25 protein-coding genes and 1 pseudogene are annotated in these 26,654 nt (G+C 74.5%); 12 read left to right on the top strand and 14 right to left on the bottom strand.

Going from position 1 to position 26,654, the window contains the following annotated elements:
* Positions 1-1,129 (top strand): annotated as a pseudogene (locus tag JZ5iCDA_RS05905) (hypothetical protein); the annotation flags it as partial.
* A 26-nt stretch (positions 1,130-1,155) separates the two neighbouring features.
* Here the strand turns inward: JZ5iCDA_RS05905 and JZ5iCDA_RS05900 are convergent.
* From JZ5iCDA_RS05900 to JZ5iCDA_RS05885, 4 genes are all read right to left on the bottom strand, one after another.
* Positions 1,156-1,911: a glycosyltransferase family 2 protein gene (locus tag JZ5iCDA_RS05900; protein ID WP_069386314.1), complete on the bottom strand. Its 756-nt coding sequence runs from the start codon at positions 1,909-1,911 to the stop codon at positions 1,156-1,158.
* A 198-nt stretch (positions 1,912-2,109) separates the two neighbouring features.
* Positions 2,110-2,934 (bottom strand): DUF5926 family protein, encoded by an 825-nt coding sequence (locus JZ5iCDA_RS05895; RefSeq protein WP_069386313.1) that lies wholly within the window; start codon positions 2,932-2,934, stop codon positions 2,110-2,112.
* 32 nt (positions 2,935-2,966) lie between these two features.
* A complete protein-coding gene (locus JZ5iCDA_RS05890) occupies positions 2,967-4,070 on the bottom strand; it encodes a pirin family protein (RefSeq protein ID WP_069386312.1) in 1,104 nt (367 codons plus the stop codon).
* A 544-nt stretch (positions 4,071-4,614) separates the two neighbouring features.
* Positions 4,615-5,190, bottom strand: coding sequence for a DinB family protein (locus tag JZ5iCDA_RS05885; protein WP_069386311.1), 576 nt, complete (start codon positions 5,188-5,190; stop codon positions 4,615-4,617).
* Positions 5,191-5,277: 87 nt separating this feature from the next.
* Here JZ5iCDA_RS05885 and JZ5iCDA_RS05880 point away from each other — a divergent pair, with 87 nt between their 5' ends.
* From JZ5iCDA_RS05880 to JZ5iCDA_RS05855, 6 genes are all read left to right on the top strand, one after another.
* Positions 5,278-5,898 (top strand): TetR/AcrR family transcriptional regulator, encoded by a 621-nt coding sequence (locus JZ5iCDA_RS05880; protein ID WP_069386310.1) that lies wholly within the window; start codon positions 5,278-5,280, stop codon positions 5,896-5,898.
* On the top strand, positions 5,895-7,211 hold the full coding sequence (locus tag JZ5iCDA_RS05875; RefSeq protein WP_253181971.1) for an MFS transporter: 1,317 nt from the start codon (positions 5,895-5,897) through the stop codon (positions 7,209-7,211). The genes JZ5iCDA_RS05880 and JZ5iCDA_RS05875 overlap by 4 nt, the downstream gene beginning before the upstream one ends.
* 86 nt (positions 7,212-7,297) lie before the next feature.
* Entirely contained in the window at positions 7,298-7,966 is a 669-nt protein-coding gene (locus tag JZ5iCDA_RS05870; RefSeq protein ID WP_083259714.1) for a heme oxygenase (biliverdin-producing), read from the top strand.
* A 117-nt stretch (positions 7,967-8,083) separates the two neighbouring features.
* A complete protein-coding gene (locus JZ5iCDA_RS05865; RefSeq protein WP_069386308.1) occupies positions 8,084-9,316 on the top strand; it encodes a heme/hemin ABC transporter substrate-binding protein in 1,233 nt (410 codons plus the stop codon).
* A 65-nt stretch (positions 9,317-9,381) separates the two neighbouring features.
* Entirely contained in the window at positions 9,382-10,392 is a 1,011-nt protein-coding gene (locus JZ5iCDA_RS05860) for a FecCD family ABC transporter permease (protein WP_083259718.1), read from the top strand.
* Positions 10,389-11,261: a heme ABC transporter ATP-binding protein gene (locus tag JZ5iCDA_RS05855; RefSeq protein WP_083259717.1), complete on the top strand. Its 873-nt coding sequence runs from the start codon at positions 10,389-10,391 to the stop codon at positions 11,259-11,261. The genes JZ5iCDA_RS05860 and JZ5iCDA_RS05855 overlap by 4 nt, the downstream gene beginning before the upstream one ends.
* Positions 11,262-11,359: 98 nt before the next feature.
* On the opposite strand, the gene JZ5iCDA_RS05850 is transcribed toward JZ5iCDA_RS05855, so the two are convergent.
* Genes JZ5iCDA_RS05850 through JZ5iCDA_RS05840 form a run of 3 tightly spaced genes read right to left on the bottom strand, consistent with a single transcriptional unit; the run spans position 11,360 to position 13,600 of the window.
* The gene (locus JZ5iCDA_RS05850; protein WP_069386306.1) at positions 11,360-12,367 is read right to left on the bottom strand and encodes a DUF4268 domain-containing protein; all 1,008 of its coding nucleotides are present in this window, start codon (positions 12,365-12,367) and stop codon (positions 11,360-11,362) included.
* A gap of 49 nt (positions 12,368-12,416) precedes the next feature.
* A complete protein-coding gene (locus JZ5iCDA_RS05845; protein ID WP_069386305.1) occupies positions 12,417-12,857 on the bottom strand; it encodes a protein-tyrosine phosphatase family protein in 441 nt (146 codons plus the stop codon).
* 5 nt (positions 12,858-12,862) lie between these two features.
* Positions 12,863-13,600 carry a DedA family protein gene (locus JZ5iCDA_RS05840; RefSeq protein ID WP_069386304.1) on the bottom strand — a complete coding sequence of 246 codons (738 nt, stop codon included), beginning with the start codon at positions 13,598-13,600 and terminating at the stop codon, positions 12,863-12,865.
* A 134-nt stretch (positions 13,601-13,734) separates the two neighbouring features.
* On the opposite strand from JZ5iCDA_RS05840, the gene JZ5iCDA_RS05835 reads away from it, so the two are divergent.
* Positions 13,735-14,895, top strand: a complete 1,161-nt coding sequence (locus JZ5iCDA_RS05835) for a sensor histidine kinase (RefSeq protein ID WP_139122977.1) — start codon at positions 13,735-13,737, stop codon at positions 14,893-14,895.
* Positions 14,892-15,566 (top strand): response regulator transcription factor, encoded by a 675-nt coding sequence (locus JZ5iCDA_RS05830; RefSeq protein WP_366246658.1) that lies wholly within the window; start codon positions 14,892-14,894, stop codon positions 15,564-15,566. Before JZ5iCDA_RS05835 ends, JZ5iCDA_RS05830 begins: the two co-directional genes overlap by 4 nt.
* On the opposite strand, the gene JZ5iCDA_RS05825 is transcribed toward JZ5iCDA_RS05830, so the two are convergent.
* From JZ5iCDA_RS05825 to JZ5iCDA_RS05815, 3 genes are all read right to left on the bottom strand, one after another.
* Positions 15,563-17,674 carry an elongation factor G gene (locus JZ5iCDA_RS05825; RefSeq protein ID WP_069386302.1) on the bottom strand — a complete coding sequence of 704 codons (2,112 nt, stop codon included), beginning with the start codon at positions 17,672-17,674 and terminating at the stop codon, positions 15,563-15,565. The genes JZ5iCDA_RS05830 and JZ5iCDA_RS05825 overlap by 4 nt on opposite strands.
* Before the next feature lie 95 nt (positions 17,675-17,769).
* Positions 17,770-18,582, bottom strand: coding sequence for an endo alpha-1,4 polygalactosaminidase (locus JZ5iCDA_RS05820; protein WP_253181970.1), 813 nt, complete (start codon positions 18,580-18,582; stop codon positions 17,770-17,772).
* Between the two features lie 11 nt (positions 18,583-18,593).
* Positions 18,594-19,406 (bottom strand): MerR family transcriptional regulator, encoded by an 813-nt coding sequence (locus tag JZ5iCDA_RS05815; RefSeq protein WP_069386318.1) that lies wholly within the window; start codon positions 19,404-19,406, stop codon positions 18,594-18,596.
* A gap of 192 nt (positions 19,407-19,598) precedes the next feature.
* On the opposite strand from JZ5iCDA_RS05815, the gene JZ5iCDA_RS05810 reads away from it, so the two are divergent.
* Entirely contained in the window at positions 19,599-20,384 is a 786-nt protein-coding gene (locus JZ5iCDA_RS05810) for a class I SAM-dependent methyltransferase (RefSeq protein WP_069386300.1), read from the top strand.
* 7 nt (positions 20,385-20,391) lie between these two features.
* Here the strand turns inward: JZ5iCDA_RS05810 and JZ5iCDA_RS05805 are convergent, their stop codons facing one another.
* Together JZ5iCDA_RS05805 and JZ5iCDA_RS05800 are read right to left on the bottom strand one after the other, a co-directional pair.
* Complete coding sequence (locus tag JZ5iCDA_RS05805; protein ID WP_139122976.1) at positions 20,392-20,700, bottom strand: hypothetical protein; 309 nt, start codon at positions 20,698-20,700, stop codon at positions 20,392-20,394.
* Between the two features lie 56 nt (positions 20,701-20,756).
* A complete protein-coding gene (locus JZ5iCDA_RS05800) occupies positions 20,757-21,314 on the bottom strand; it encodes a DinB family protein (protein ID WP_069386298.1) in 558 nt (185 codons plus the stop codon).
* Positions 21,315-21,588: 274 nt separating this feature from the next.
* On the opposite strand from JZ5iCDA_RS05800, the gene nrdD reads away from it, so the two are divergent.
* Together nrdD and nrdG are read left to right on the top strand one after the other, a co-directional pair.
* Complete coding sequence (gene nrdD, locus JZ5iCDA_RS05795; protein ID WP_083259712.1) at positions 21,589-23,838, top strand: anaerobic ribonucleoside-triphosphate reductase; 2,250 nt, start codon at positions 21,589-21,591, stop codon at positions 23,836-23,838.
* An 8-nt stretch (positions 23,839-23,846) separates the two neighbouring features.
* Positions 23,847-24,413 (top strand): anaerobic ribonucleoside-triphosphate reductase activating protein, encoded by a 567-nt coding sequence (gene nrdG / locus JZ5iCDA_RS05790; protein ID WP_069386297.1) that lies wholly within the window; start codon positions 23,847-23,849, stop codon positions 24,411-24,413.
* Positions 24,414-24,488: 75 nt separating this feature from the next.
* Here the strand turns inward: nrdG and JZ5iCDA_RS05785 are convergent, their stop codons facing one another.
* Positions 24,489-25,349: an ABC transporter permease gene (locus JZ5iCDA_RS05785; protein ID WP_083259711.1), complete on the bottom strand. Its 861-nt coding sequence runs from the start codon at positions 25,347-25,349 to the stop codon at positions 24,489-24,491.
* Positions 25,349-26,344, bottom strand: a complete 996-nt coding sequence (locus JZ5iCDA_RS05780; RefSeq protein WP_069386296.1) for an ABC transporter ATP-binding protein — start codon at positions 26,342-26,344, stop codon at positions 25,349-25,351. The genes JZ5iCDA_RS05785 and JZ5iCDA_RS05780 overlap by 1 nt, the downstream gene beginning before the upstream one ends.
* Positions 26,345-26,654 lie beyond the last annotated feature (310 nt).

Raw genomic sequence — 26,654 nt, 5'->3', positions numbered from 1 at the left:
GACCGGCGAGCGGGCGCGGGCGCGGTGGGTGCGTGCGCAGCACTGGGCCCGCGGCGCAGCGCTCGTCGTCGCCGCGGTCCCGACGGCGGCGTTCGTGGTGTCGCTCGCGGGCTGGTGGCGGTTCGCCGACCCGCTGCTCGCGATGGTCGTCGGCACGGTCCTCGCGACGGCGGTCGTCGCCGGGCTCGGGGCGCTCGCGCCGCGGCGGCCCGTGTGGCTCGGGCCGGGAGTCGTCGCGGGCATCTCGTTCGTCGTCCTGACTCTCGACGCGCTCGTCGGCACGCCGCTCAACCGCGCGAGCCCCCTCGGCTCCGCGCCCACGTTCGGCGCGCGCTTCTACGGGTTCGGCAACCCGACGTTCTCCGTGTACGCGGTGGCGGCGCTCGTGCTCGCCGCCGCGCTCGCCCAGGCGCTCGTGCGGCGGGGACGCCGGCGGACCGCGGCCGCGGTCGTCGCCGGGATCGGCGTCGTGACGATGGTCGTCGACGTCTGGCCGACGCTCGGCGCGGACCTCGGCGGCGGGCTCGTCGTCGTGCCCGCGTTCGCCGTGCTCGGGCTCGCGGCGTCCGGCGCGCACCTGACGTGGCGGCGGTTCGTCCTCGTCGCCGCCGCCGGTGTCGCGGCCGTCGCGGCGGTCGGCGTGCTCGACTGGCTGCGCCCGGCCGACCAGCGGTCCCACCTCGGCCGGTTCGTCGAGCAGGTCGTCGACGGCTCGGCGTGGGACACGCTCCTGCGCAAGGCCGGCTACGCGCTGCGGTCGGTGCTCGGCGGCGTGCCGGTGTGGCTGACGCTCCTCGTGCTCGTCGCGGCGGCGCTGCTGCTCTTCGCCCCGCGGCGGTTCACGCCGCGCTGGTTCGCCCGCACCGAGGAGGCCTGGCCGCTGCTGCGCCCGACCGTCCTCGCCCTGTGGATCGTGTGCGTCGCCGGGTCGCTCGTCAACGACTTCGGCGTGCGGATCGCGATGATCGCGCTCATCCCCGCCGTCCCGCTGCTCACCGTCGCGGCCCTGCACGCGGCCGCACCGCCGGAGGAGGACGCCGACGGCACGCCGCCCGACGGCCCGACGGCGGCCGGGCAGGACGCGGCGTCCGGCACCGATGACCAGACGGACGCGGTGCGCGTCGGCTAGTGCCGGTGCGCGCCCGGTCGCGTCGGCTAGCGGCCGGTGCGGACCCGGTCCATGGCGTACCGCATCTTGCGCGCGTTGATCGCGACGAGCACGTCGCGGTACTGCGCCGCGCGGTGGAGCTGGCCCTTGAGGTCCGACCCCGACGCCCGGTGGCGCAGGTCGCACGGCACCTCGACGGCGACGTACCCCTGGTGGAGCAGGTCGATCGTCATGCCCGTCTCCACGCCCCAGCCGCGCGCGAGCGGCGTCGCGGCCTCGAACGCCTCGCGCGTGAGGCAGCGCATGCCGGACAGCGGCTGCGTGGGCGTCCAGCCCGTCAGCGACTGGATGGCCCGGCGCGCGGCCCCGACGACGATGCCGCGACCGCCTGCGCCCGGCTGCGGGGGCAGGAGGGCGATCGCGACGTCGGCGTGCCCTTCGAGCACCGGCGGCACGAGCGGTGCGGTGTTGACCGCCGTCTCGCCGAGGTCGCCGTCGATGAACAGCAGGAGCCGCGGTGGCCGGTCGGGCGCGTCGCGCATCGCGACGACCGCGGCGCCGGTCTCCATCGCCGCGGCCTTCCCGCGGTTGTGCGAGTGCCGCACCACGACGGCCCCCGCCTCGCGGGCGACGTGCTGCGTGCTGTCCTCGCTCCCGTCGTCGACGACGAGCACGAGGTCGACGTGCGGGATCGCCTTCGCCGCCCGGACGGTCGCGGCGATGCGCCGCGACTCGTCCTTGGCGGGGATGATCACCGCGACGCGCTGCCGGGCGGCCCGCCCGGCACGCCCCTCGCCGGTCACGGGTCGTGGCGTCCGGGCCCGCGTGCCCGACGCCGTCAGGTAGGTGGGTGCGGACGCTGACGACGCCTTCGGCGACGGAGGCGCCGTCGTCCGCCCTGCCTCGTCTCTCACCTCGGTCGACCGATGGTCCGCGTTCACGCCGCCAGCCTAGTAGTGCAAAGAGATGACCGCAGAATCGTCAGGAGACCCGAGCCTCCGTCAGCGCAGCGTGACCTGGCGCGAGACGATGCCCGCGCGTGCCCGGCGCTCGTTCGCGTCGAGCGGCTCGGTGACCGCGAGGGCCTCGGTGAGCCGCGCGTCGAGCTCGGCGACCGGGCCCTCGAGCTCGTCCGCCTCCGTGCCGCGCGGGAGCTCCCACACCGGCACGAGCAGCCCGCTGGAGCGGAACGCGCCGACGAACTTGCCGCCGGCGAGCCCCGACTCGCGGCGCGCGTGCAGGCGGGAGATCGCGTCGATGAGCGACTCCTCGTCCTCCGGGCGCGCCCAGCGCAGGAACTCGCGGGACATGCGGCACCAGTAGGCCGAGGGGACGGCGTCGAGCTTGACCGTGGGGACCATCGACTCCGACGCCTGGTCGAGCGAGGCCTGCACGTCCGGCGTGACCTCCTGCGAGGGGTCCAGCCAGTACGAGAAGTCCTCGTGCACCGTCACGTCGAACGGCACGTCGAGGTCGAGGACGTCCTGCAGGCGCGGGCCGGGGCCGGGCAGGGCCCCCAGCTCGATCGAGGTGCCCGGCTCGGCGTCGAGGGCCTCGAGGAGCGCGGCGGCCAGGTCGCGGCTGAGGTCGCCCGAGCCGGCGAGGGTCTGCAGCGCGAGGAGGACCGTGCCGTCCTGGCGGTGCAGCGCCGCCCACCCGGCGGGGAGCACCGTGACGACGAGGACGTCGCGCGCGCCGTGCTCGGCGGTCGTGCGCGCGGTCGCCGTGGCCGAGGGCACGACCTCGCGCATCGCGACCCAGTCGGTCTCGCCGGGGAGCCCCTCGAACGGGCGCAGCACGAAGTCGGTCGTGGAGTTCTTGGCCATGCGCGGCAGTCTACCGACGCCGCCCCGGCGGCCTACCGGGACGCCGGGCGCGTCCGCGGGCGCAGGCGCACGTCGGGCAGCGCGGGGGCGGGCAGCGGGCCGCCGTCGTACCCGACGACCTCCCCGTACCGGCCGGTCGAGGCGTCCTCGGCGTAGCGCGTGCCGCCCTGCCTCGGGATGAGGCCGGTGCCCGCGCCGCCGCCGTCCTGCGCCACCACGAGCTGGGCCTGCCACTCCTCGCGGGCGCGCGCGACGTCGTCGTGCGAGCGGCCCACGAAGTTCCACCACATGACGATGTCCTCCTCGAACGGCGCGCCGCCCACGAGCACGACGCGCGCCGGGCCGTCGGGGCCCGCCTCGACGGTGAGCGTGCGGCGGCCGGGCGCGACGTACCCGAGCGACGCGACCGGCACGTCCTCGTGCTCGAGGCGGACCTCGCCGGCGTCCACGAGGAGGCCGTGCTCGAAGGACGGGTCGACGTCGAGGACGACCCGTGCGCCGGGCTCGAGGTCGAGCTGCGCGCCGACGAGCGGTGTGTACGCGGTCGCGGGCGAGCGCAGCTCGGTGCCGCCGACCGTCAGCGCGCCGAGGAAGACCTGGACGCGCGCGCCGTCGGCGGCCACGACCGGGAGGTCCTCGTGGTGCTCGAACGCCGGCGGGTCGGCGAGCCGGTCGACCGGCAGCGCGACCCACAGCTGCACGCCGTGCAGGACCGGCGGCCGCACGCCCCGCGGCGACTCCTCGGAGTGGGAGATGCCGCGACCGGCCGTCATGAGGTTGAGCTCGCCCGGGCGCACCGTCTGCAGCGAGCCGACGGAGTCGCGGTGCAGGATCTCGCCCGCGAAGAGCCACGTCACGGTCTGCAGCCCGGTGTGCGGGTGCGGGGGGACCTGCATCCCGTCGGTGCCGTCGCCGATCGTGGCGAGCGCGTCGGGCCCGTAGTGGTCGAGGAAGCACCAGGCGCCCACCAGCGAGCGCGCGCGCTGCGGGATCGTGCGGCGCACCTGCATCGCGCGCGTCCCGCCGAGCGGCACGTCACGGTGCTCGAGGACCTCCACCGCGCCGAGGTGCTCCGCGCCCTCCCCGGGGCGGGACGAGCACACGCGCTCCTCGGGCCGGGTGTCCAGGTTGCTCATGGGTCGAGCGTAGGACCACTGCGCGGGAGAATGACTGCGAGGCCCCTCGGAGCAAGATTCCGAGGGGCCTCGCCGTCGCCGCGCACCCCGGGGCGGTCGGGCCGGAGGCCCGCCAGGGCGCCGCTCGCGACGAGGCGGCTCGGCGTCGCCGCGGCACCGGGGGACCCGGTCCGTTCTCCTCGACGACACCGATCGCGGTCGGCCTTCCGGGTCCGGTGGAGCCTGCGCCGTCGCGCGCAGCCCGTGGCCGGGGCCGCGGGTCGTCCACCGTTCTCCGGTCGACCGTGCCCTCGCGAGCACCGTGGTCTCGCCGCCGACGGGGCCGGGTGACCCCTCGCTGTCGCTGCCGAACGTCGTCGTCCACGTGCGCCCGTGCGGGCCGATAGGGACGTTTGTAGTCCTCGTGCCGATCCAGGGCAAGGGGTCGCACCGGTGTCATTCGGGCGTCGGCGTCGACCACAGGTCCGTCCACAGGCCGCCGTGCGGAATCGCCCCGTCGTCCACACAGCTGTGGACAAAATCTGTGGATCCGGACGCGGGCCCGTCAGCCGCGCACGTCGTGCAGGTGGTGCACGACGTCGTGCAGGAAGTACTGCCCGAGCGTACGGACCGTGAACGCCGACCCGTTCGAGCGGCGCCCCGGGCGCTCCCACCGGTCGGGGGTCACGGCGTCGAACCGGGTCGCGACCCGGTCGCCCGCGACCTCGAGCTCGCGCGCGACCACCGCGGGGTCCTGGTGCGCGTAGTCGCCCTCGACCGCGGCGGCGTCCTGGTCCCAGTTCGCGAACAGGGGGTCGTCGTCCTCGACCATCGCCATGAGCCGCACGTCGAACACCGAGAAGACGTCGCGCACGTGGGCCGCGTACTCGAGCGGGGACCAGGTCGTCGCGTCCGGCCGCTCGCGGACGTCGGGGCGCGCGAGGACGCGCACCCAGCGCGGGACGGCGTCGCGCACGGCCGGCCCCACCTGGTCCGGCGCGACGTCGGCGGCGACGAAGCCGCACTCGGGGCACGGGCGGTCGAGGACCCAGGTCCAGTCCTTGGTGTCCGCGGGGACGGCCGGGAAGTCGGGCGCACCGCCGGTCGCCGGGGTGCCGCCGGGGTGCGGGGTCGTGTCCATGACGGGAGTCTGGCAGAGGCCGCCGACGCGGTGGAGCCCCGGCCCTCGGGGACCAACGTCCTGACGCGAGACTCCTATGATGTCAGCATGCCCAAGATCATCGGAGGGTCTCTCCACGAGCACCGCGCGCAGACCCGCCAGAAGCTGTTCGCGGCGCTCTCGAACCTCATGATGGACCGGGGCTTCGACGCCATCTCGCTCGCCGACATCGCCGCCGCCGCGGGCGTGGGCCGCACCGCGGTGTACAACCACTTCCCCGACAAGGAGGCGCTCCTCCTCGGGTTCATCACGCACGAGACCGAGCAGTACGTCGGCACGCTCGAGCGCGCGCTCGCCGACGTGACGGACCCGGTCGAGCAGCTGCGCACCTACATCCGCCAGCAGACCCGGCTCAAGCGCGTGTTCCACCTCGCGCCCGGGCCGGACCTGCGCACCGTGCTGTCACGCACCACGCGCCAGCGCCTGCGCGAGCACGCCGAGCTCGTCGAGACGATCCTGCGACGCATCGTGCGGTCCGGGATCGACGCCGGCGAGTTCCCGCCGCAGGACATCGACACGACCGTGCAGCTCGTCAACGCGTGCCTGTCCGGCCGCCACGTCCCGGACGACCCGGCGGCGCAGGCCCAGGCGGTCGACGCCACGGAGGCGTTCGTGCTCCGTGCGGTCGGCGCCGACGTCCGCGCCCCGTCGCTCGCGGTGCACCGCTGAGCGCCGCAGCCGCGAGGCCGGCACGCCCCCGCCTCGGGCGGGCGTTCGCCAACGTCTTCACGGCGAACCTCAGCTCGAGCCTCGGGGACGGCGTCGCACGCGTGGCCGCCCCGCTGCTCGCGGTGCGCCTCACCGACGACCCGTTCCTCGTGTCCGGGATCGCGGCCGTGGCGCTCCTGCCGTGGCTGTTCCTCGCGATCCCCGCAGGGATCCTGCTCGACCGGATCGACCGGCGGCACGCGCTCGCGCTGGCCAACGGCGTCCGCACCGCGCTCGCGCTCGGGCTCGTCGCGCTCGCGTGGACCGACACGCTGACCATCTGGTCCCTGTACGCGGTCGTCTTCCTGTACGGCGCGTTCGAGACGGTCTACGACGGGGCGATCCGCGCCGTCGTGCCGTCGATCGTGCGCCCCGCCGACCTCCCGCGCGCGAACTCGCGCATCGAGGCGGGCGAGATCACGGTCCAGAACTTCCTGTCGGCACCCCTGACCTCGGCGCTGTTCGCGGTCGCCGTGGTCGTGCCGCTGGGCGTCGGCGCCCTGACGTACGCCGCGGCCTTCGTGCTCGCGTTCTTCCTCCCGGCCGCGGCGGCGGGCGAGCACCGCACGCAGCCCGCCGACGGCCCGCCGGTGCGCTGGTACCGCCAGGTGGCCGACGGGTTCCGCTTCATCTGGGCGCACCCGGTGCTGCGGCCGCTGTGGCTCCTGTCGACGGTCGTCGGGATCTGCTTCTCCGCCGCGACCGCGACCCTCGTGCTCTACGTGCTCGACGAGCTCGGCGTGCCCGAGGGCTGGTTCGGCGCCTTCATGCTCGCCGGCGCCCTCGGGTCGCTGCTCGCCGCCGCCGTCGCGACGCCGCTCAAGGACCGCTTCCGCTCGGGACCGGTCATGGCTGTGGCGAACCTGCTGACGCCCGCGATGCTCGTCGTGATCGGCCTCGTGCCGGTCGTGCCGGTCGCAGCCGTGGGGCTCGCCCTCTCGTTCGGCGCGACGACGGTGTGGAACGTGCACGTGATGTCGCTGCGCCAGGCCGTCATCCCGAGCCGCCTGCTCGGCCGCGTCCACGGCACGTGGCGCACGCTCCTGTGGGGCGCCATGCCGCTCGGGTCCTTCCTCGGCGGGCTGCTCGCGCGCGTCGACCTCACCACGCCGCTCGTCGTCGGCGGTGGGCTGGCGGTCGTGACGGGCCTCGTCGGCTTCCGCTTCCTCGCGCGCCTGCCGAACCCCGAGGACGTCGCGCCGACACCGGCGCAGGCGCGGCCGGAGAGCAGTCCGGCGGCACCCGGGACGTCGCTCGCGACAGGGGATAGGTAAACCTCACCTCACTGCGCTACAGTGCGTGACGCGGTCCTGACAACGCGTCAGGTCCTGACCGTCCCGCCGCACCCGCAGGAGTCCCCGTGACCGCTCTCACGCACGACCTCGGCACCCTCGACCGGCCCGTCACGCTGTCGCAGCGGCTGCGGGAGGGCACGCGCCCCGAGCACGAGCGGGCGGAGACGTCGGGATTCGTCGAGCGCCTCATGTCCGGGCAGCTCGACGTCGCGGCGTACGCCGACCTCGCCGCGCAGCAGTGGGCGGTCTACCGCGCGCTCGAGGACGCGAGCGCCGCGATCCGCTCGGACACGCAGGGCGCGACGCTCGTGTTCGACGAGCTGACCCGCACGCCCGAGATCGAGAAGGACCTCGCGTTCCTCGTCGGGGACGACTGGGCGGAGCGCATCACCGTCCACCCGGCGACCGAGCGGTACGTCGCACGCCTGCACGAGGTCGGCGGATCGCTCCCCGCGTACGCCGCGCACGCGTACACGCGCTACCTCGGCGACCTGTCCGGCGGGCAGATCGTCAAGCGCATGCTCGAGCGCCACTACGGGCTCTCGGGCGACGGCCTCGCGTTCTACACGTTCGTCGAGATCCCCAAGTCCAAGCCGTTCAAGGACGTCTACCGCGAGCGCCTCGACGCGCTCGTCCTCTCCCCCGCCGAGCTCGACGCGACCGTCGCGGAGGCCAAGCACGCCTTCGGTCTCAACAGCGCGATGTTCGCCGACCTCGGCGCGGTCCACTGCTGAGTCGTCGGGACGCACGTCACAGGTCCGGCCCACGCCGGTCAGGTTAGCCTTACTTCACGTCGCCGGGTGCGTCCGCCGCGACGCACCCTGCCCACGTCCCGCTGGAGAGACCTCGTCATGCGTCGTGCCCGTGCCTCGCGCCACCACCCGTCGCCCTCCGCGCCGCCGGGGCGCGCACGCCGGCTCGTGACGACGCTCGCCGGGGCGGGCTGCGCGGCGGCGCTCGGGCTGGTGGCGGCGTGCTCGCCGCTCCCCTACGAGCCGCCGGCGACGCCGAGCGCGCCGGCCACCGAGGAGGAGGCGGCGTCGGCCGAGGCCACTGCGGCCGCGGACGCCGCCGGGGCTCCGGCGTGCACGACGCTCGAGGAGTCCCGGGCGGCCGGCGGCGGGTCCGACGTCGACCCCGCCTCCTTCCCGACCGGCCCCACGACCGCCACGTTCGCCGACGACGCGATCCACCCGGTCGCGGAGAACCCGGCGCCGCAGCTCCCCGTGACGGCCGAGTCCGTCGACGGCCGCCAGGTCGAGGTCACCGACGTCAGCCGCATCATCCCGGTCGACCTCTACGGCACGCTCGGCGAGATCGTGTACAGCCTGGGCCTCGGCGAGAACGTCGTGGGCCGCGACCTGCCGACCGGGTTCCCCGAGGCCGCGGACGTCCCCGTCGTCACGGGCGCGGGCCACGCGCTCGACGTCGAGGCGATCCTCGGCCTGGACCCGTCGGTCATCCTCACGGACGCGACGATCCTCACCGACGACGTGCGCAGCCAGCTCGAGCAGTCGGGCGTCCCGGTCGTGTACTTCGACGAGTCGCGCACGCTCGACGGGGTCGACGACCGGATCCGCGCCGTCGCGACGGCCCTCGGCGTCCCCGAGGAGGGCGAGGCCCTGGTCGAGCGCACGGACCGCCAGATCTGCGCGGCGCTCGACGCCGTCCCGACCGACACCGGGACGCCGCGCGTCGCGTTCCTCTACCTGCGCGGTGCGAACATCAAGATGCTCTTCGGGCCGGGCTCGGGCGCGGACGACCTGGTGCGCGCGATCGGCGGCGAGGACGCCGGCACGGCGATCGGGCTCGACCGCGAGTACGCGCCCGTGACGAGCGAGGCGATCATCAGCGCCGCGCCCGACGCCTACCTCGTCATGACCGACGGCCTGGAGTCCATGGGCGGGCTCGACGCGATGATGGCGATCCCCGGACTCGCGCAGACGCCCGCGGGCGAGGCGCAGCGCGTCGTCGACATGGACGGCTCGCGACTGCTGACCTTCGGCCCGCGCACCGGGGCCACGATCGCCTCGCTCGTCGAGGCGTTCTACGGCGTCCCCGCGCCCGAGCTGCCGACCTCGTGAGCGCGCCCCTCGCGCGCGTCGTCCCCGACGTCGGGCGGCAGCGCCGCCGCGCGGCGCACTGGCTCATGACCGGGCTCGCCGTCGCGCTCGCCGTGCTCACCGTGCTGTCGGGGATGACGGGGCAGGTCCCGGTCTCGCCCGCCGAGGTGCTCGGGTCGCTCGCGCACCACGTCGGCCTCGACTGGGGGCCGATGCCGTCGCACCCGCAGGGCGAGAACGCGCTGTGGGTCGTGCGGTTCCCGCGCGTGGTGCTCGCGATCGTCGTCGGCGCGGCCCTCGCGTGCTCGGGCGCGCTCATGCAGGGCGTGTTCGGCAACCCGCTGGCCGAGCCGGGCGTCATCGGCGTCTCGTCCGGCGCGGCCGTCGGCGCGTGCGCGGTCATCGTCACCGCCGGCGCGCTCGTCCCGGGCACGTGGGTCGCGGGCGCGGCGTTCCTCGGCGGCCTGGTGACGACGTTCGTCGTCTACGCGCTCGCCCGCGCGGGCGGGCGCACGGAGGTCGTCACGCTCGTGCTCACCGGGATCGCGGTCAACGCGTTCGCGGGCGGGCTGCTCGCGTTCTTCACGTTCGTCGCCGACCCGGCGGCGCGCGAGCAGATCGTGTTCTGGCAGCTCGGGTCGCTCGGCGGCGCGACGTGGAGCTCGGTCGCGGTCGTGCTGCCGATCGCCGTCCTCGGGGTCACGGGCGCGATGCTCGTGCGCCGCCGGATGGACCTGCTCGCGCTCGGCGAGCGGGCCGCGCGCCACCTCGGGGTCGACGTCGAGCGCCTGCGCCAGGTCGCGATCGTGCTCGTCGCGCTGCTCGTCTCCGCCGGGACGGCGTTCACCGGGATCATCGCGTTCGTCGGGCTCGTCGTGCCGCACCTCGTGCGCATGGTGTGCGGGCCGAGCCACCGCACGCTCATCCCGGCGTCGGTGCTCGGCGGCGCCGTCGTGCTGCTCGCCGCCGACCTCCTCGCACGCAGCGCCGTGGCGAACGTCGAGCTGCCGCTCGGCATGATCACGTCGCTCGTCGGCGGACCGTTCTTCTTCTACCTGCTGCGCCGCACGCGCTCGCGCCAGGGAGGGTGGGCATGAGCGACCTGCGCCACGAGGGCTCGACGTTCCTCGGCACCCTGCGCACCGCCGTCACCGGTGCCCGACGCCGCGCGCGCCTCCCCGGGCCCGGCACGCCCGGCGAGGTGGTCACCGCCGCGCACGCCGTGTCCCTCACGCTCGGCGGCGCGCCGATCCTGCGCGACGTGTCGGTCGACGTGCGCGCCGGCGAGGTGCGCGCGCTGCTCGGACCGAACGGCGCGGGCAAGTCGTCGCTGCTCGGCGTGCTCACGGGCGACCTCGTCCCGGAGGCGGGGGTCGTCGTCGTGCACGGGCGCGCGCTGGGCTCGTGGACGCCGACCGAGCTCGCGATGCGCCGCGCCGTCCTGCTCCAGCAGGTGACGCTGAGCTTCCCGTTCACGGCCGTGGACGTCGTGCGCATGGGGCGCTCGCCGTGGCGCGGCACGCCGCTCGAGGAGGCCGACGACGACGCCGTCCGCGCCGCGATGGCGGCGACCGACGTCGAGCACCTCGCGGAGCGGCACTTCACGTCGCTGTCCGGGGGCGAGAAGGCGCGCGTCGCGCTCGCCCGCGTGCTCGCGCAGCGCACGACGCTGCTCCTGCTCGACGAGCCGACCGCGGCGCTCGACCTCAAGCACCAGGAGATGGTCCTGCAGCTCGCCCGGGCGCACGCCGCCGCGGGCGGGGCGGTCGTCGTCGTGGTGCACGACCTGTCGCTCGCCGCGGCGTACGCCGACCGCGTGACGCTCCTCGCCCAGGGGCGCGTCGTCGCGGACGGCCCGCCGCGCGAGGTGCTCACCGAGGCGCTGCTCAGCGACGTCTACGACCACCCCGTCGAGGTCGTCGAGCACCCGGGCGGCGGCGCGCCGATCGTGGTGCCGCGCCGCTGAGAATCGGGGGTTGGCGCGGGCGTTCGCCGTGGCTGGCATCGCTGAACTACCGCGTGGACATTGCGTCCGCCCTTGCCCGGTTGTGCCCGCGGGCCTATTCAGAGGCTCTGCATCTTCGCGGCTTCACGGAGCTCGCGAGCCCGCGCGCGGAGCCGTTCGTTCATCGCGTCGTACAGAGCGATGACGGTTCGGGCGGCCCAGCTCCTCAGCTGGCTGCGCTGGGCTTCGTCTCCGATATCCACCACCGGGTGATAGGCGGCGACACGACTGGCGCGCTTGTCGTCGAGGCGCTCCCACTCGAGCCGGCGGCCGGTCTGAGCCTCCCATGAGGTCGCGTCGCTCTGGAGCTCGTCGAACAAGGCCTTGTTCACTCCGGCATCGCCGCTGTCGATGTAGGCCTCAACGCGCAGACGCCCGTCGGCCGACACCACAAGTGCCCAGTTGCCCCAGGGCCCCGAAGAAAACGAGAGCCAGTTCAGGTTCCCTCGCGCCGGCATTCTGATCGTCGGGCGCTCCGCCACCACGTCCGCGAGCACCTCCAAGAAGAACTCTTGGCGTGCCGAGTTCACTCCCGTGGTCTGGCCACCGGCACCCGACCGTCCTGGACCAGACTCCTTGACGCCCTTCTGCCAACCATTCGGGCGAGCGACCACCTCGAAGACGGGTGCTCGAAGACCACCATCGCCGATCTGCACGACTGAGACTTCCACGCCGAAGAAGTCGACGCCCGTATCGGTACGTTCGTTGAGCCAGTCCAGCGCCCTCCGATGATCATCCCGGAACCGCGGTGCCACCCAGACGACTGCGCTGGCCTCGAGCCCCGAGGCGTAGACGAGCAGCTGTCCAAGGTGACCGTGATCGGTCTTCTCCAGCTGGTTCTCCACGATCACGACGCCCCCGTCAGGCGTCTGCGCCTGGATGTCCAGCCGGAACTCCCCGACGGGAACTTCCGTGGCGACCAACGCCAGGGACATACCGAGCTCGTCGGCGAGCACGTCGAGGTTCTCCGCGAGCCACGGCGTGAAGTCTCCGGCCTCCGAGGTCCATACGTCGCGGGCGTTCGCTACATGACGAAGGCGCCCCAGCCCTTTGCTGTCGAGTTCCATGCTCTCCTTCTACCCCATTCCACCCGCGCGCGGGGTCTATCCCGGCCGGTCACCGCTGGAGGGTCGCGGCCGTCCGCCGCACCCACCAGCGCTGCCACGGCGTCTCGACGGCGCGCGGCCGGTAGTGGGTGCGCACCCACGCGACCGCGTCGTCGGGGGCCACGCCGCTGAGGACGGCGAGGAGCGCGAGCGCGGCCCCGGTGCGGCCGTTGCCGCCGTCGCACGCCACCTCGACGCACTCGTGGGCGGCGCGCTCATGGGCGTCACGGAGGGCGGCCACGGCATCGGCCGTGGACCGGGGCAGGGCGAAGTCCGGCCACGGGACCCAGCGCGACTCCCATCCCTGCGCCGGCGGACGCCTGCCCGTCAGGTAGACGCCGAGCTGCGGCTCCTGGCTCGCCAGCGGCAGCCCGGCGCGCAGACCGCGCGCCCGTACCCGCCGCCCGTCGGGCAGCTCGACCACCCCGTCGGTCGCGTCCCAGGTGCTCATGCCGCCTACTGTCCCGCGCGGCGGCGGCCCGCGGAAGACTCGGCCCGGCCCCGGTCCGCGGGGCGGTTCCTCCGGCGTCGCACCACGTGCACGAGGTAGGCGAGGCCGAGGGCGGCGACGACGACGATGACGCCCTTCTGGTAGGTCCCGACCGCGGCCTCGATCGTGTGCCACCGCGCTCCGAGCCCGTGGCCGAGCAGGACCAGCGCGGTGTTCCAGACGCTGCTGCCGAGCGTCGTCAGAAGGACGAACCGGCCGAGCGGCATGCGCTCGACCCCGGCCGGGACGGAGATCACGCTGCGGACGATCGGCACGACCCGGCCCACCAGGACGGCGACGCTCCCGTACCGCGCGAACCAGGCCTCGCCCTTGTCGAGGTCCTCGACCCGGACGAGCGGGAGGCGGGCGGCGACCGCCCGGAGGCGGTCGGCCCCCAGCGCCGCGCCGAGCCAGTACAGGACGAGCGCCCCGACGACCGACCCGACGGTGGTCCACACGATGGCCTCGGCCAGGCTGAACCGTCCCTGCGCGGCGGTGAACCCGGCGAGCGGGAGGATCACCTCGCTCGGGATCGGCGGGAACAGGTTCTCCAGCGCGACGGCGGCGCCGGCCCCCGGCGGACCCAGCGCGTCCATGAGGCCGACGGCCCAGTCGGTGATCGTCGAGAGGACGCCGCCGTCGGCGCCCGGGGCACCGGGGACGACGGCGGTCGTGCCGCGGGTGAGGGAGGTGAGGAGGTGCATGCCGGCGACGCTACGGACGCGGACCGGGGCGCCACATCGAGGACGAGCGCAGACATCCCGTGCGGCGGGCCGCACCCGGACCGTGCGGGTTTCCTCAGGGTCGGGAGGCGCACCGCGTCGCTAGGGTGGGCGGCGTGAACCCGCGGCCACGCTCGACGCTGCACGCGGTCGGGGGCTCGCTCGTCGGGGTCGGGCTGGTCCCCGTCGGCCTCGCCGCCCTCGTGGTGGAGGCGGTCCTCGCCGTGGTTCCCGGGGCGGCACGACGGCGCAGCCGGTCGACGCGCCCCACCGCCCTCGTCTCCGTGGTCGGCCTGCACCGTCGGCGCCTGCGCCGGTGGCTCGGGTGGACCACCCGCGACGCCACGGACGGCGCGCGCTCCGGCGCCGCCTACCTCGCCGCCCACGCCGTGGTCGGCGTCCTGTGCGCGGGCATCCTCGGGCTGCTGCTCTACGGGATCGCCGGCGCGGTCGTCGTCCTCGCGTCCTCCCTCTTCGGCATCCGGCTCGTCCCCGGGGACGCCGAGCCGATGACGGCGGGCGGGATCGCCGTCCTCGGCCTCCTCGGCGCTCTTCTCCTGTACCTGGCCCTCGTCGGGCTGTGGAGCGTGCCGGTCGTGGAGCGGCGCCTCGCCGACGCGCTGCTGGTGCGGCCCGGGCGGCACGCGCTGGCGCTGCAGGTCGAGGAGCTGACGACGTCGCGCGCGCGGGTCGCCGCCGCGGTCGAGGCGGAGCGGCGCCGCATCGAGCGCGACCTGCACGACGGCGTCCAGCAGCACGCGGTCGCGGTGGGGATGCTCATCGACCGCGGCCGGCGCGCGCAGGACCCCGCACGCCGCGAGCGCCTCCTCGCCGACGCCCGGGCGGAGACCGAGCGGCTCGTCGCCGAGCTGCGCGAGGTCGCGTTCCGCATCCACCCCGCCTCGCTCGACACCCTCGGTCTCGAGCCCGCGCTCGCCGATCTCGCGTCCCGCTGCCACCCGCCGGCGCAGGTCGACGTGCGGCTCGACGACCGCCCGGCGCCCGCCGTCGAGTCGTGCGCGTACTACGTCGTCGCCGAGGCGCTGACGAACGTGAGCAAGCACGCCCGGGCGACGTCGTGCGTCGTGACCGCCCGCCAGGTGGACGACCTCGTCGTCGAGGTGCGCGACGACGGCGCGGGCGGTGCCGACCTCTCCGCCGGGCGCGGTCTCGCGGGGCTGCGGGCGCGCGTCGAGGCGCTCGGCGGCCGGCTCGACGTCGTGAGCCCGCCGGGCGGGCCGACGGTGCTGACCGCGAGGCTGCCGTGCGCGTCGTGATCGCCGAGGACTCCGCACTCCTGCGCGAGGGTCTGCGCGCGCTCCTCGTCGACGAGGGCGTCGAGGTGGTGGCGGTCGCCGCGGACGCCGACGAGCTCCTGGAGAGCCTCGAGCGCGAGGGGTGCCCCGACGTCGTCATCACGGACGTGCGGATGCCGCCGACCCACACCGACGAGGGCCTGCGGGCGGCGCTCGAGATCCGGCGGCGCTGGCCTGCGACCGGGGTGCTCGTGCTCTCCCAGCACGTCGAGACGCAGCACACCGCGCGCCTCGTCGACCACGACGGCGCCGGCACGGGGTACCTGCTCAAGGACCGCGTGATGGTGGTCGACGAGCTGCTCACCGCGCTCGACCGCGTCGCGGCGGGCGACCACGTCGTCGACCCCGAGGTCGTCCGCCGGCTCCTCAACCACGCACGACGCACGGCCCCGCTCGAGCGCCTCACGCCGCGCGAGCGCGAGGTGCTCGAGCGCATGGCCAGGGGCCTCACCAACGCGGGGATCGGCGCGGCGCTGCACCTCTCGCAGTCCGCGGTCGAGAAGCACGTCAACGCGATCTTCGCCAAGCTCGACCTGCCCACCACGCGCGAGTACAGCCGTCGCCTGCTCGCCGTGCTGCGCTACCTCGACGGGACGTCGTCGGACGCCGGGCGACCGCGGACGTCTTCCTAGCGGGTCGACGCCGCGACGCCGCCGGGCAGCACCTCGTACCGGTCCGGGCGCGCGGTGAACGACCCGCGCCCGCCGGTGAGGGAGCGCAGGTCGAGGACGTACCGCACGAGCTCGGACTCGGGCACGAGCGCCTCGACGACGACGCGGCCGTCCGGCAGGGTGTCCGTGGCAGTGATGTGCCCGCGCCGGGCGGACAGGTCGCCGAGCACGTCGCCCTGAGCGTCGACCGGTACGGTGACCGTCACGGCCGAGACCGGCTCGAGCACGACGGTGCCGGCCGCCGCGAGCGCCTCGCGCAGCCCGGTCGCCCCGGCCGTGCGGAACGCCATGTCGGAGGAGTCGACGGAGTGGGCCTTGCCGTCGTAGACCTCGACGCGCACGTCGCCGACGGGGTAGCCGCGGGGGCCGCCGGCCGCCATGGCCTCGACGACGCCGCGCTCGACCGCGGGGAGGTACTGCCGCGGCACCGCTCCCCCGACGACGGAGCTGACAAACTCGAACCCGGCGCCGCGCGGCAGCGGCGACACGCGCAGCTGCACGACGGCGAACTGCCCGTGGCCGCCCGACTGCTTCTTGAGCCGCCCCTCGGCCTCGACCGGGCGCGTGATCGTCTCCCGGTACGCGACCTGCACGGGCTCGGTGGTCACGTGGACGCCGAACGTGCGCTCGAGCCGCTCGAGCGCGACGGCGAGGTGGGTGTCGCCGAGCCCGCCGAGCACGGCCTGCGTGCCGGTGAGGTCGACGTGCAGGGTCGGGTCCTCGGCGACGAGGCGGGCGAGCGAGGCGGAGAGCTTGTCGTCGTCGGGCTGGGAGACGGGGCGCAGCGCGTGCGCGTAGACGGGCGGGCGGGCGGGCAGCGCCCGCGCGGTGACGGGCGACCGGCGGCTGCCGAGCAGGCCGCCGGTCGTCGCGGCGGCGAGCTTCGCGGCCGCCGCGACCTCACCCGCCGTCACGCGCTCGACGGCGACGTGCTCGCGCCCGCGCAGCCGGAACAGGCCGTGCACGCGGTCCTCGGCGCCCGTCGCGACGTCGACGAGGCGGTCGCCGCTGGCCACGCTCCCCGAGAGCACCTTGAACACCGACACCTGCCCGACGTACGGGTCGACGACCGTGCGGAACACCTGCACGAGCGCGTCCCCGCCCGGGTCCGCGACGACCTCGGTGGTCGCGCGCGAGTCCTGCCCCGCGGCGTCGGGCAGGAGCACGACGGCGGGACGGTCGACGGGCGACGGGCCCAGCTCGCACACCAGGTCGAGGGCGCGGTCGACCCCGACCCCGGTGAGCGCGGACGCGAGCAGGACGGGGACCGCCTCGCCGTCGCGGACCTCGTGCGCGAGCGTCCGCTCGAGGTCGGCCGTGCCCGGCTCGTCGCCCGCGAGGTAGGCCTCGAGCTGGTCGTCGTCGTGCGTGACGATCTCCTCGACGACCTGGTCGTGCAGGGTGTGCTCCTCGTCGCGGACGTCGCCCGGGACCTCCTCGTCGTGGCCGTGCCAGTCGACGTGACCGTCGCTGCCGTACTCCCGGGCGCGCTCGGCGAGGACGTCGGCGACCCCGTGCAGGGACTGCTCCTCGCCGAGCGGCAGCTCGAGCGGGACGAACGGCGCGTCGAACGTCGTGCGGAGGTCGTCGAGCACGGTGCGAAAGCTCGCGCGCGCCCGGTCCTCCTGGGAGACGAGGACGAGGCGGGGGATCCCCGCCTCGTCGCACAGCCGCCACACCTCCTCGGTCCCCGAGCGGACCCCGTCGACGGCGCTCACCACCACGACCGCGAGGTCCGCGACCGCGAGCGCGGCGTCCACCGCGCCGACGAAGTCGGGCGACCCGGGCGTGTCCAGGAGGGTGACCTGGTAGGTCCGGCCGTCGGGCGCCGTCCAGCCGAGGTGCGCGACGCCGAGCGCGACCGAGATGCCGCGCGCGACCTCCTCGGGCTCGTGGTCGCACACCGTCGTCCCCTCGGCCACCGACCCGAGCCGCGGGATCGCGCCCGCGCGATGGAGGAACGCCTCGGCGAGCGTGGTCTTGCCCGACCCGCTGTGCCCCACGAGGGCGACGTTGCGGATCGTGCGGGGCGCGGTACCGGGCGTCGTACCGGACGTCGACGTGCCCATGGCTGCCTCCCTCGGCTGCCTCGTGGCGGACGGCGGTCCGCCGTGGGTCCCAGGCTAGTGAGGTGAGGGCGATCCTGCCGAGCACCGCGGCCGGGTCAGCACTGCTCGCGCACGTACCCGCCGTCGTCGGGCCCCACGAGGTCGCGGTCGCGCAGGACGGTGAGCGGGGCGCGGTCCGTCCGGGCGCACACGTCCGCGAAGGGGACGGGCAGCGTGTCCGTGTACTCGACCTGGAGCACGTGGTCGCCGTACACGTCGGTGTACGCGGCGCACTCGTCGTACGCCGCGCACTCCTCGGTGACGGCGAGGTCGAACCCGAGCTCGTCGTGCGCGAGCGCCGCGACCTCCGCGGCGTTCTTCTGCGCGACGGCGAGCCCTGCGTCGTGCGCGAGGTCCACGTAGGCGGCGGCGAGCGCGAGCGCGCCCTCCTCCGCGATCCGCCCGGTGGCGGCGTCGTCGAACCGGGTCCACGTGTCGAGGTTGTCGATCTCGACCGCGTCGAACCCGGCGTCGGCGCAGCCGGTGACGACCGGGCCGAGGATCTCGAGGATCCCCGCGCGCTGCTGCGCGGTGGACGGGTCGAGCACGTACTCGTCCGGCCAGTCCGGGTCGACGACGGGCTCGCCCGCCGCGTCGTGCAGCACGAGGTCCGGGTGGTCCTCGAGCCACAGCCTCGCGTCGCCAGGCTGGGTCTGGAACCCGTTGACGTAGCAGACCGAGTACGCGCCGGCGGCGGGCTCGGCCGTCGCGTCGCGCACGACGACGTCGAGCCCGCCCGGCACGTCGTACGCGGCACCGAGCTGGTAGTCGAACGTGCCGCTCGTCGGCGGCAGGCGGGGCCCGTCGTCCGCCGGCGTCGCGGCGCACCCGGCGAGCGCGACGACGGCCGTGGTCGCCGCAGCGACCACGGCCCGCCTCGTCACAGGACGCGGTCCGCGTAGACGCGCAGCGCGTCGCGCACGAACGTCGCGCCCTGCACGCCGCCGTAGTTCTTGGCGAACCGCTCGTCGGCCACGTACATCTCGCCGAGCCCGACGACGTACTCCTTCACCGGCGCGGCGCCCGCGCCCGGGGTCCCGGGGACGCCGCCGAGCCACTCGACGTGCCGGCGCGCGAGCTCCTGCGCCTCGTCGGACTCCGGGTCGACTCCCGCCTCGGCGGCCGCCGTCCAGTCCGCGCTGAGGCGCGCGACCGTCTGCTTGAAGCCGGCCTTCTCCTCGTCGGACAGGCCGCGCCACCAGGCGTCGCTGCGGGCGTACGCGTCCGCGCCCCACCGCTCGACGACCTCGTCCTTGTACTGCGTGTGGTCGAACCCGTCGAACATGTCGTCCGCCATGAGCTCGCCACCTCCTTCCATCGTGGTGATCGTCCGTTCGACCGACGCGATCTGCCGCGCCAGCCGCTGCCGCTCCGCGCGCAGCCACTCGAGATGGGTGCGCAGCGCCCGCACCTGGGAGCCGCGCTCCCCGGTGCCCGACGACGTCCGGTCGCCCGGGCCGTCGAGCGCCTCCTTGATCGCGGGAAGCCCGAGACCGAGGTCGCGCAGGAGGAGGATCCGCTGGAGCCGGACGAGCGCGTCGGCGTCGTAGTGGCGGTAGCCGTTCGACGCCACGCGCGTCGGCGCCAGCAGCCCGACCGCGTCGTAGTGACGCAGCGTGCGGCTCGTCGTGCCGGCCAGCCGCGCGACCTCCTGGATGGACCAGTCGGCCGTGCGGCTCGTCGTGGTGGCCATCGCGGACCCTCCTTCCTCGTACGTCCTGTCCCGGACCGCCGTCGTCGCGGCAGCGGTCATCACGCTAGGAGTTGACGTTACGTCAAGGTCAACCGCTCCTCGACGGGCGGTCTGGCCACCCGCGGTCGCCCGGCGTAGCGTCGACGGGGTGAGCGGGCCGACGGCGGCGCGCGACAACCAGCGGAGACCACCATGGGCACGGCGGACCGGGTCCGGGAGCACTACGCGGGCGATCGCCTGGCGGAGCGGATCCTCGACGCCGCCGCGGTGGGCGACGGCGTGGCGCCGGTCGACGCGCTCGCCCCGTTCGACGAGCTGCACGTCGGCGGCCTGCCCGCGACGCTCCACGTGCTCGGCCGTCTCGACCTCGACGCCGGGACCGCGCTCCTCGACGTCGGGTCCGGCGTCGGCGGCCCGGCGCGGGTCGCCGCGGACCGCCACGGCTGCACGGTCACCGGCGTGGACCTCAGCCCCGACTTCGTCGCCGCGGCGCGGACCCTGACCGAGTACGCGGGCCTGACGCCGCTCGCCCGGTTCGAGGAGGGTGACGCGGGCCGGCTGCCGTGCGACGACGCGTCGCAGGACCGGGCGATGATGATCCACGTCGGGATGAACGTCCCCGACAAGGCGGCCGTGTTCGCGGAGCTGCGCCGCGTCGTGCGGCCGGGCGGCCTCGTCGCGGTGCACGACCAGATGCGCGTCGGCCCCGGAGACCTGCCCTACCCCCTGCCGTGGGACGTCGACGACGGGACGTCGTTCGTCGAACCGCCCGCCGCGTACACGGACGGGCTGGCTGCGGCCGGCTTTGAGGTGCTCGACGTCGAGGACCGCAGCGTCTCGCTCACGACGCCCGACCCGCAGGCCGCCGACGACCTGTCCGCCGTCTACGGCCCCGCGATCGTCGAGCGGCGCGCGAACCTCGCGGCGGCGAGCCAGGCCGGGACGCTCGCCCCCGTCCTCGTGCTCGCCCGCGCCTGACGCGTGCTCACTCCGGTGTCGCGGGCGGGGACCGTCGCGCACGCCGTCCGACGAGGAAGCCACCGACGCCACCGAGCAGCAGCGCGCCCGCTGCCGCCAGGAGGGCGGCGAGGACCGGCGAGTACACGTCGCCGGGGCTGAAGTACGTGTCGGACAGCGGCGCGTAGGCGTACCACCCGAACGAAGGCGGCCGACGCGCGAGCCATGCGCCCGTGCCGAGCAGCGCGACGCCGAGCACGGTCATGACGACGAGCACCACCGTCACGACGCGCTTGCGGGGGAACCGGGGCAGCGGTGGCGGCGGCGGGGCGGTCACGCCGGTCATCGTGCCGCCCGACGGCGCCCCGGGCAAGCACCCGGACGATCGGGTCGCTACTCGCCGACGGACCCGTCGATCGCCTCGCGGAGCAGGTCGGCGTGGCCGTTGTGCCGCGCGTACTCCTCGATCATGTGCACGAGCACCCAGCGCAGGTTCCACCGCTCGCCGGTGTGCCGGTCGGCGCGCACGGTGGGCTGCTCGAGGCCGCCCTCGTCGAGCGCCGCGTCGAGGACCGCGTCCGACGCCGCGACGGCGCGGTCGAACAGCGTGCGCAGCTGCTGCGGCGTGTCCGACGCCGCGCTGTGCCAGTCCCAGTCGCGGTCGGCCGACCAGTCGGCGGTGTCGAACGGCGCCATGAGCGGCTCGCCCCGCAGGACGACCGAGAACCACTGCGACTCCACGTACGCGAGGTGCTTGAGCATGCCGCCGAGCGTCATGGTCGACGGCGCCAGCGTGGCGGCGAGCTCGGCGGCGCCGAGCCCGGCCGTCTTCCAGCGCATCGTGTCGCGGTGGAAGTCGAGGAAGCCGCGCAGCGTCGTGACCTCGTCGGCGGCGAGGGGCGGGTCCGTGCGGGCGTCGGCGCCCTGCTCGGTGTGCGGTCCGGTCGTCATCGGGCGACGGTACCGACGCCGGGGCGGGCGGTCGACTCCCGGCCGGCGCGGCGCGCGTCGGGCCGCCGGACGAGCCCGCCTGCTCGACCCAGCCGCCGGTCGGGACCTTCGTCCTGACCTGCCGGAGATCCGTGCGCCGGTGTCGGCGCGCCGTCGTCCACTAGATATGGTGGCGGCGCCGCGTTTCCGGCCCCACATGTGGGGCCGGCAGGCCCTGCCCGCAGTCCCCTGCGGGCGGCGACCGGAACTCGGTGGGCAGAGGGGGACGAGAGCGATGAGCACCATCGAGCTCGACCGAGCACGACCGGGCACGACGGACGACACCACGGCCACCACGGCCACCACGGCCACCACGATGCCGGAGGTCCTCAAGCGCGACGGCCGGCGCCGGCCGTTCGACGACGGGCGCATCCGCGCGGCCGTCAGCAAGGCCTTCGCGGAGGTGCACGGCGAGCCGAGCGCGACGCACGGTCGTCGTGTCGCCGAGGTCGTGGACCGCGCGTGCGAGGAGATCGCGGCGCGCTCCGTCAGCAGCGTGAGGATCGACGAGATCCAGGGCGTGGTCGAGCACGTGCTGCTCGAGTCGCACGAGGACGACGTCGCCCGCGCGTACATCGACTACCGCGTGCAGCGCGACGTCGCGCGTAGCAGGGCGACGGACCTCAACCACTCGATCGTGCGCCTGCTCGACAAGGACCAGACGGTCGTCCACGAGAACGCGAACAAGGACAGCGAGGTCTTCACCACCCAGCGCGACCTCACGGCCGGAACCGTGGGCAAGGCGATCGGCCTGCGCATGCTGCCCCCGCACGTCGCGAACGCCCACCAGAAGGGTGACATCCACTACCACGACCTCGACTACCACCCGTACGCGCCGATGACGAACTGCTGCCTCATCGACTTCCGCACGATGCTGGCGCACGGGTTCCGCATCGGGAACGCGCAGGTGGAGCCGCCGCGCTCCATCCAGACCGCGACCGCGCAGATCAGCCAGATCATCGCCAACGTGTCCTCCAGCCAGTACGGCGGGTGCTCGGTCAACCGGATCGACGAGCTCCTCGCCCCGTACGCCGAGCGGAACCTCACGAAGCACCGCGCCGACGCCGAGCGGTGGATCCCCGACGCGGGGCGGCGCGAGGAGTACGCGCGCGAGAAGACGCGCAAGGACATCGAGGACGCGATGCAGAGCCTCGAGTACGAGATCAACACCCTGTTCACGTCCAACGGGCAGACGCCGTTCACGACCGTCGGGTTCGGGCTCGGCACGGGGTGGCTCGAGCGCGAGATCCAGCGCGCGATCCTCGAGATCCGCCTCCGCGGGCTCGGGAGCGAGTGCCGCACCGCGATCTTCCCCAAGCTCGTCCTCACGCTGCGCCGCGGCGTCAACCTCGATCCCGGCGACCCCAACCACGACCTCAAGCAGCTCGCCGTCGAGTGCGCGACCAAGCGCATGTACCCGGACGTGCTGTCGTACGACAAGATCGTCGAGCTCACGGGCTCGTTCAAGGTGCCGATGGGCTGCCGGTCCTTCCTCCAGGGCTGGCGCGACGAGCACGGGGAGGACGTCGTCGAGGGGCGCATGAACCTCGGCGTGGTCACGCTCAACCTGCCGCGCGTCGCGCTCGAGGCCGCGGGCGACCTCGACGCGTTCTGGCGGCTGCTCGACGAGCGCCTGGAGACGGTCCACGACGCGCTCGCCTTCCGCATCGAGCGGTGCCGGCAGGCGACGCCCGGCAACGCGCCGATCCTCTACGTGCACGGCGCGTTCGGGCAGCGCCTCGCGCCGGACGACGACGTCGACCGCCTCTTCCGCGACGGCCGCGCCACCGTGTCGCTCGGCTACATCGGTCTGTACGAGGTCGCCGCCGCGTTCTTCGGCGGCCAGTGGGAGCACGACCCGGAGGCGAAGACGCTCACGCTCGACGTCCTGCGGTCGCTGCACGCGCACGCCGCGCGGTGGACCGAGCGCCTCGGCTACCAGGTCAGCGTCTACGCGACGCCGAGCGAGAGCCTCACCGACCGGTTCTGCCGCCTCGACCGGGAGCGGTTCGGCGCGGTGCCCGACATCACGGACAAGGACTACTACACGAACAGCTTCCACTACGACGTCCGCAAGGACCCGACGCCGTTCGAGAAGCTGGACTTCGAGGCCGAGTACGCGCCGTACACGTCGGGCGGGTTCATCCACTACTGCGAGTACCCGGTGCTCCAGCAGAACCCCAGGGCTTTGGAAGCCGTGTGGGACTACGCCTACGACCGCGTCGGCTACCTCGGCACGAACACGCCCATCGACCGCTGCTACGCGTGCGGGTTCACGGGCGACTTCGAGCCCACCGCGCGCGGCTTCGCGTGCCCGGGGTGCGGCAACACCGACCCGCGCACGTGCGACGTCGTGAAGCGCACGTGCGGCTACCTCGGCAACCCGCAGCAGCGGCCCATGGTGCACGGGCGCCACGTGGAGATCTCCTCGCGCGTCAAGCACCTGGCCGGCCCGGCGTCGCTCGCCGCGGGCGACCGCGCGTAGGCCGCGGCGTGCCGAGGGAACCCGGCCCGGGCTGGCGCTCCGAGCGCGTCAGCCACGGGTACGTCGCCGACTACAAGCCGTTCGTCATGGTCGACGGCGAGGGTGTGCGCTGCTCGCTGTACGTGAGCGGGTGCCTGTTCGCGTGCGAGGGCTGCTTCAACGAGGCGGCGTGGAGCTTCCGCTACGGGCGCCCGTACGACGACGCGCTCGAGGACCGCGTCCTCGCCGACCTCGCGCACCCCGCCGTGCAGGGCCTGTCCCTGCTCGGCGGGGAGCCGTTCCTCAACACCGGCGTGTGCCTGCGGCTCGTGCGCCGGCTGCGCGCCGCGCTGGGTCGCGCCAAGGACGTGTGGTGCTGGACGGGCTACACGGTCGAGGAGCTGCTCGACGGCCCGCCGGACCAGCGCGCCCTGCTCGACGAGGTCGACGTGCTCGTCGACGGCCGGTTCGAGCTCGCGCGCCGCGACCTCACGCTCGCGTTCCGGGGCAGCACCAACCAGCGCGTGCTCGACGCGCGGGCGTCGGTCGCGGCGTGCGGCGCGGTGCCGTGTGCGCGCGCGACCGACGCCGCCTAGGTCTGCCTGCCGGACCCGGGGTCGTGCGTCACGTCGGAGCGTCAGTGGCGCACGACCCCGGGCTCGGCGGAGGGATCAGACCGTGCGGCGCGTGCGCCGGATCCCGACCCAGACGCCGACGACGCACGTGACCGCCGCCGCGACAACGCCCCACAGCACCTCCGTGGAGGCGAACGTCCCGGCGAGCAGCGCGCGCTCGGCGTCGACGATGTAGGTGAGCGGGTTGAACAGCGCCGCGGTGCGCATCCACGCCGGCCCCGCCTCGAGCGGCAGCATCATGCCGGAGAGGATGAGCAGCGGGAACAGCAGCGACTGCTGCACGCCCCAGAACAGCCACTCGCGGTTCTTCGCCGCGAGCGCCAGGGCGATGGACAGCGCGCCGACGCCGATGCCGAACAGGCCGAGCAGCGCGAGCCCGGCGAGCAAATGCAGCGGGTAGAGCGTGAACCCGAACGGGACGCACACCAGCGCGATGAGCAGCCCCTGCAGGACGAGCGGCGCGAACTCCTTGAGCGCGCGCCCGACGAGGATCGCCGACCGGTCGAGCGGGGTCGCGAGGACCCGCTCGTAGGAGCCGGTCATCATCTCGTAGAGGAGGTTGGATCCGCTCATCGACGTGCCGAACAGCGAGATCATGACGATCACGCCCGGCACGAACCACTGGAGGGTCTCGGCGGTGCTGCCCCCGCCGCCCGCCGCTCCCCCGCCGAAGCCGCCGACGGCGCCCGTGAGCAGCGGCCCGAACAGCCCGAGGAAGATGAGCGGCTGCAGCAGCGAGAAGATGAGCGTGAACGGGTCGCGCAGCACGAGCAGGATCTCGCGCGTGAACACCGCCCACGTGTCGGTGAGGAACTTCGCCGCGCCGGTCCGCAGCGCGACGTCGGCGCCGGGGACCGGGCCGGTGACCCGTGCTGTCGAGGTGTCGGTCCTGGTCATCACGCCGCCTCCTCGCGCAGGCTCCGGCCGGTGAGGTTGAGGAACACGTCGTCGAGGCTCGCCTGCTTGAGCGCGGCCGAGCGCACGACGTACCCGCCGACGCGCAGCGCCTCGATCGCCTCGGGGAGGCGGTCCGCGCCGTGCGTCGTGGAGATCCGGACGGCGAGCGCGCCGTCCGCGCCGGGGGTCACGTCGACCTGGTCGACCTCGCCGGCGAGCGCCGCACGGACGCGGGCCGCGTCGTCGGGTCCGGCCTGCCCGGTGCCGTCGCCCGGGGCGGGTGTCACCGCCAGCGTGATGACGTCGTCGGCGTGGTCGCGCTTGAGGGCGTCCGGGGTGGCGTCCGCGATGATCTCGCCGTGGTCGATGACGACCACGCGCTCCGCCATGCTGTCGGCCTCGTCGAGGTAGTGCGTCGTGAGCACGAGGGTCATGCCGTAGCGCTCGCGCATCGCCGCGATGTGCTCCCACAGGTTGGCGCGCGCGTGCGGGTCCAGGCCCGTCGTCGGCTCGTCGAGGAAGAGCAGCGGCGGGTGGTTCATGAGGCCCAGCGCGACGTCGAGGCGCCGGCGCTGCCCGCCGGAGAGCGACTGGACGGTGCGCTTCTCCAGACCGCCGAGGTCGAGCGCCTCGAGGAGGCTCGCCGCGCGGCGCTCGTACTCCGCGGCGGGCAGGCCGTAGAAGCGGCCCTGGTTGTGGAGCTCGTCGAGCACCCGGTAGGAGTAGCCGCCGCCGTTGCCCTGGCCGATGAAGCCGATGCGCGAGCGCACGCGCGCGGGGTCGCGCGCGACGTCGTACCCGGCGACCTCGGCCGTGCCGGCGGTCGGTTCGAGGAGGCTCGTGAGCATCCTCAGGGTCGTGGACTTGCCGGCCCCGTTGGGGCCGAGGAAGGCGACGAGCTCGCCTTCGCGGACGTCGACGTCGATGCCCTTGACGGCTTCGACGACCTCCTTCTTGCGGTGGAAGGTCTTGGTCAGACCATGGGCTCGGATCACCGGAACACCTCTCGTGCCGCGTCTGCGCTGCAGGGTCACGGACGGACGCGAGGGAAGCCCGCGCGAGCGCCCGCCGTTCGGTTCGTACGCCGTACCGAAAAGAACGATCCACGCTAACATACGGTGTACGGGAAAGGTAGCCCCGACCGGGCCCACGTCCCCCGACGGCCCGAGCGCGAGAGGGATCGGGGAGGATACGCAGGTGACGCACGACCGCACCGACGAGCACACCGACCCCGCCGCGGGCACGCCCAGCGCCGACGACGCGGCACCCGGCCGCCCTCGCGGCGTCGCGGCCGCCGCCGCAGCG

It is taken from the genome of Cellulosimicrobium cellulans (assembly GCF_001722485.1).
Classification (GTDB): domain Bacteria; phylum Actinomycetota; class Actinomycetes; order Actinomycetales; family Cellulomonadaceae; genus Cellulosimicrobium; species Cellulosimicrobium cellulans_A.
Note: the sequence above shows the minus strand (reverse complement) of the source record. Positions and strands in the feature narration are given on the sequence as shown.

Excerpts from the sequence above, each read along its gene's own strand:
- JZ5iCDA_RS05890 (WP_069386312.1), bottom strand. The coding sequence starts at position 4,070 with ATGAGCAACCTGGACACCCGGCCCGAGGAGCGCGTGTGCTCGTCCCGC.
- JZ5iCDA_RS05840 (WP_069386304.1), bottom strand. The coding sequence starts at position 13,600 with ATGCACCTCCTCACCTCCCTCACCCGCGGCACGACCGCCGTCGTCCCC.
- JZ5iCDA_RS05885 (WP_069386311.1), bottom strand. The coding sequence starts at position 5,190 with ATGGACACGACCCCGCACCCCGGCGGCACCCCGGCGACCGGCGGTGCG.
- JZ5iCDA_RS05800 (WP_069386298.1), bottom strand. The coding sequence starts at position 21,314 with ATGACGACCGGACCGCACACCGAGCAGGGCGCCGACGCCCGCACGGAC.
- JZ5iCDA_RS05850 (WP_069386306.1), bottom strand. The coding sequence starts at position 12,367 with ATGGAACTCGACAGCAAAGGGCTGGGGCGCCTTCGTCATGTAGCGAAC.
- JZ5iCDA_RS05855 (WP_083259717.1), top strand. The coding sequence starts at position 10,389 with ATGAGCGACCTGCGCCACGAGGGCTCGACGTTCCTCGGCACCCTGCGC.
- JZ5iCDA_RS05825 (WP_069386302.1), bottom strand. The coding sequence starts at position 17,674 with ATGGGCACGTCGACGTCCGGTACGACGCCCGGTACCGCGCCCCGCACG.
- JZ5iCDA_RS05785 (WP_083259711.1), bottom strand. The coding sequence starts at position 25,349 with ATGACCAGGACCGACACCTCGACAGCACGGGTCACCGGCCCGGTCCCC.
- JZ5iCDA_RS05815 (WP_069386318.1), bottom strand. The coding sequence starts at position 19,406 with ATGGCCACCACGACGAGCCGCACGGCCGACTGGTCCATCCAGGAGGTC.
- JZ5iCDA_RS05880 (WP_069386310.1), top strand. The coding sequence starts at position 5,278 with ATGCCCAAGATCATCGGAGGGTCTCTCCACGAGCACCGCGCGCAGACC.
- JZ5iCDA_RS05810 (WP_069386300.1), top strand. The coding sequence starts at position 19,599 with ATGGGCACGGCGGACCGGGTCCGGGAGCACTACGCGGGCGATCGCCTG.
- JZ5iCDA_RS05845 (WP_069386305.1), bottom strand. The coding sequence starts at position 12,857 with ATGAGCACCTGGGACGCGACCGACGGGGTGGTCGAGCTGCCCGACGGG.
- JZ5iCDA_RS05865 (WP_069386308.1), top strand. The coding sequence starts at position 8,084 with ATGCGTCGTGCCCGTGCCTCGCGCCACCACCCGTCGCCCTCCGCGCCG.
- JZ5iCDA_RS05895 (WP_069386313.1), bottom strand. The coding sequence starts at position 2,934 with ATGGCCAAGAACTCCACGACCGACTTCGTGCTGCGCCCGTTCGAGGGG.
- nrdD (WP_083259712.1), top strand. The coding sequence starts at position 21,589 with ATGAGCACCATCGAGCTCGACCGAGCACGACCGGGCACGACGGACGAC.
- JZ5iCDA_RS05860 (WP_083259718.1), top strand. The coding sequence starts at position 9,382 with ATGACCGGGCTCGCCGTCGCGCTCGCCGTGCTCACCGTGCTGTCGGGG.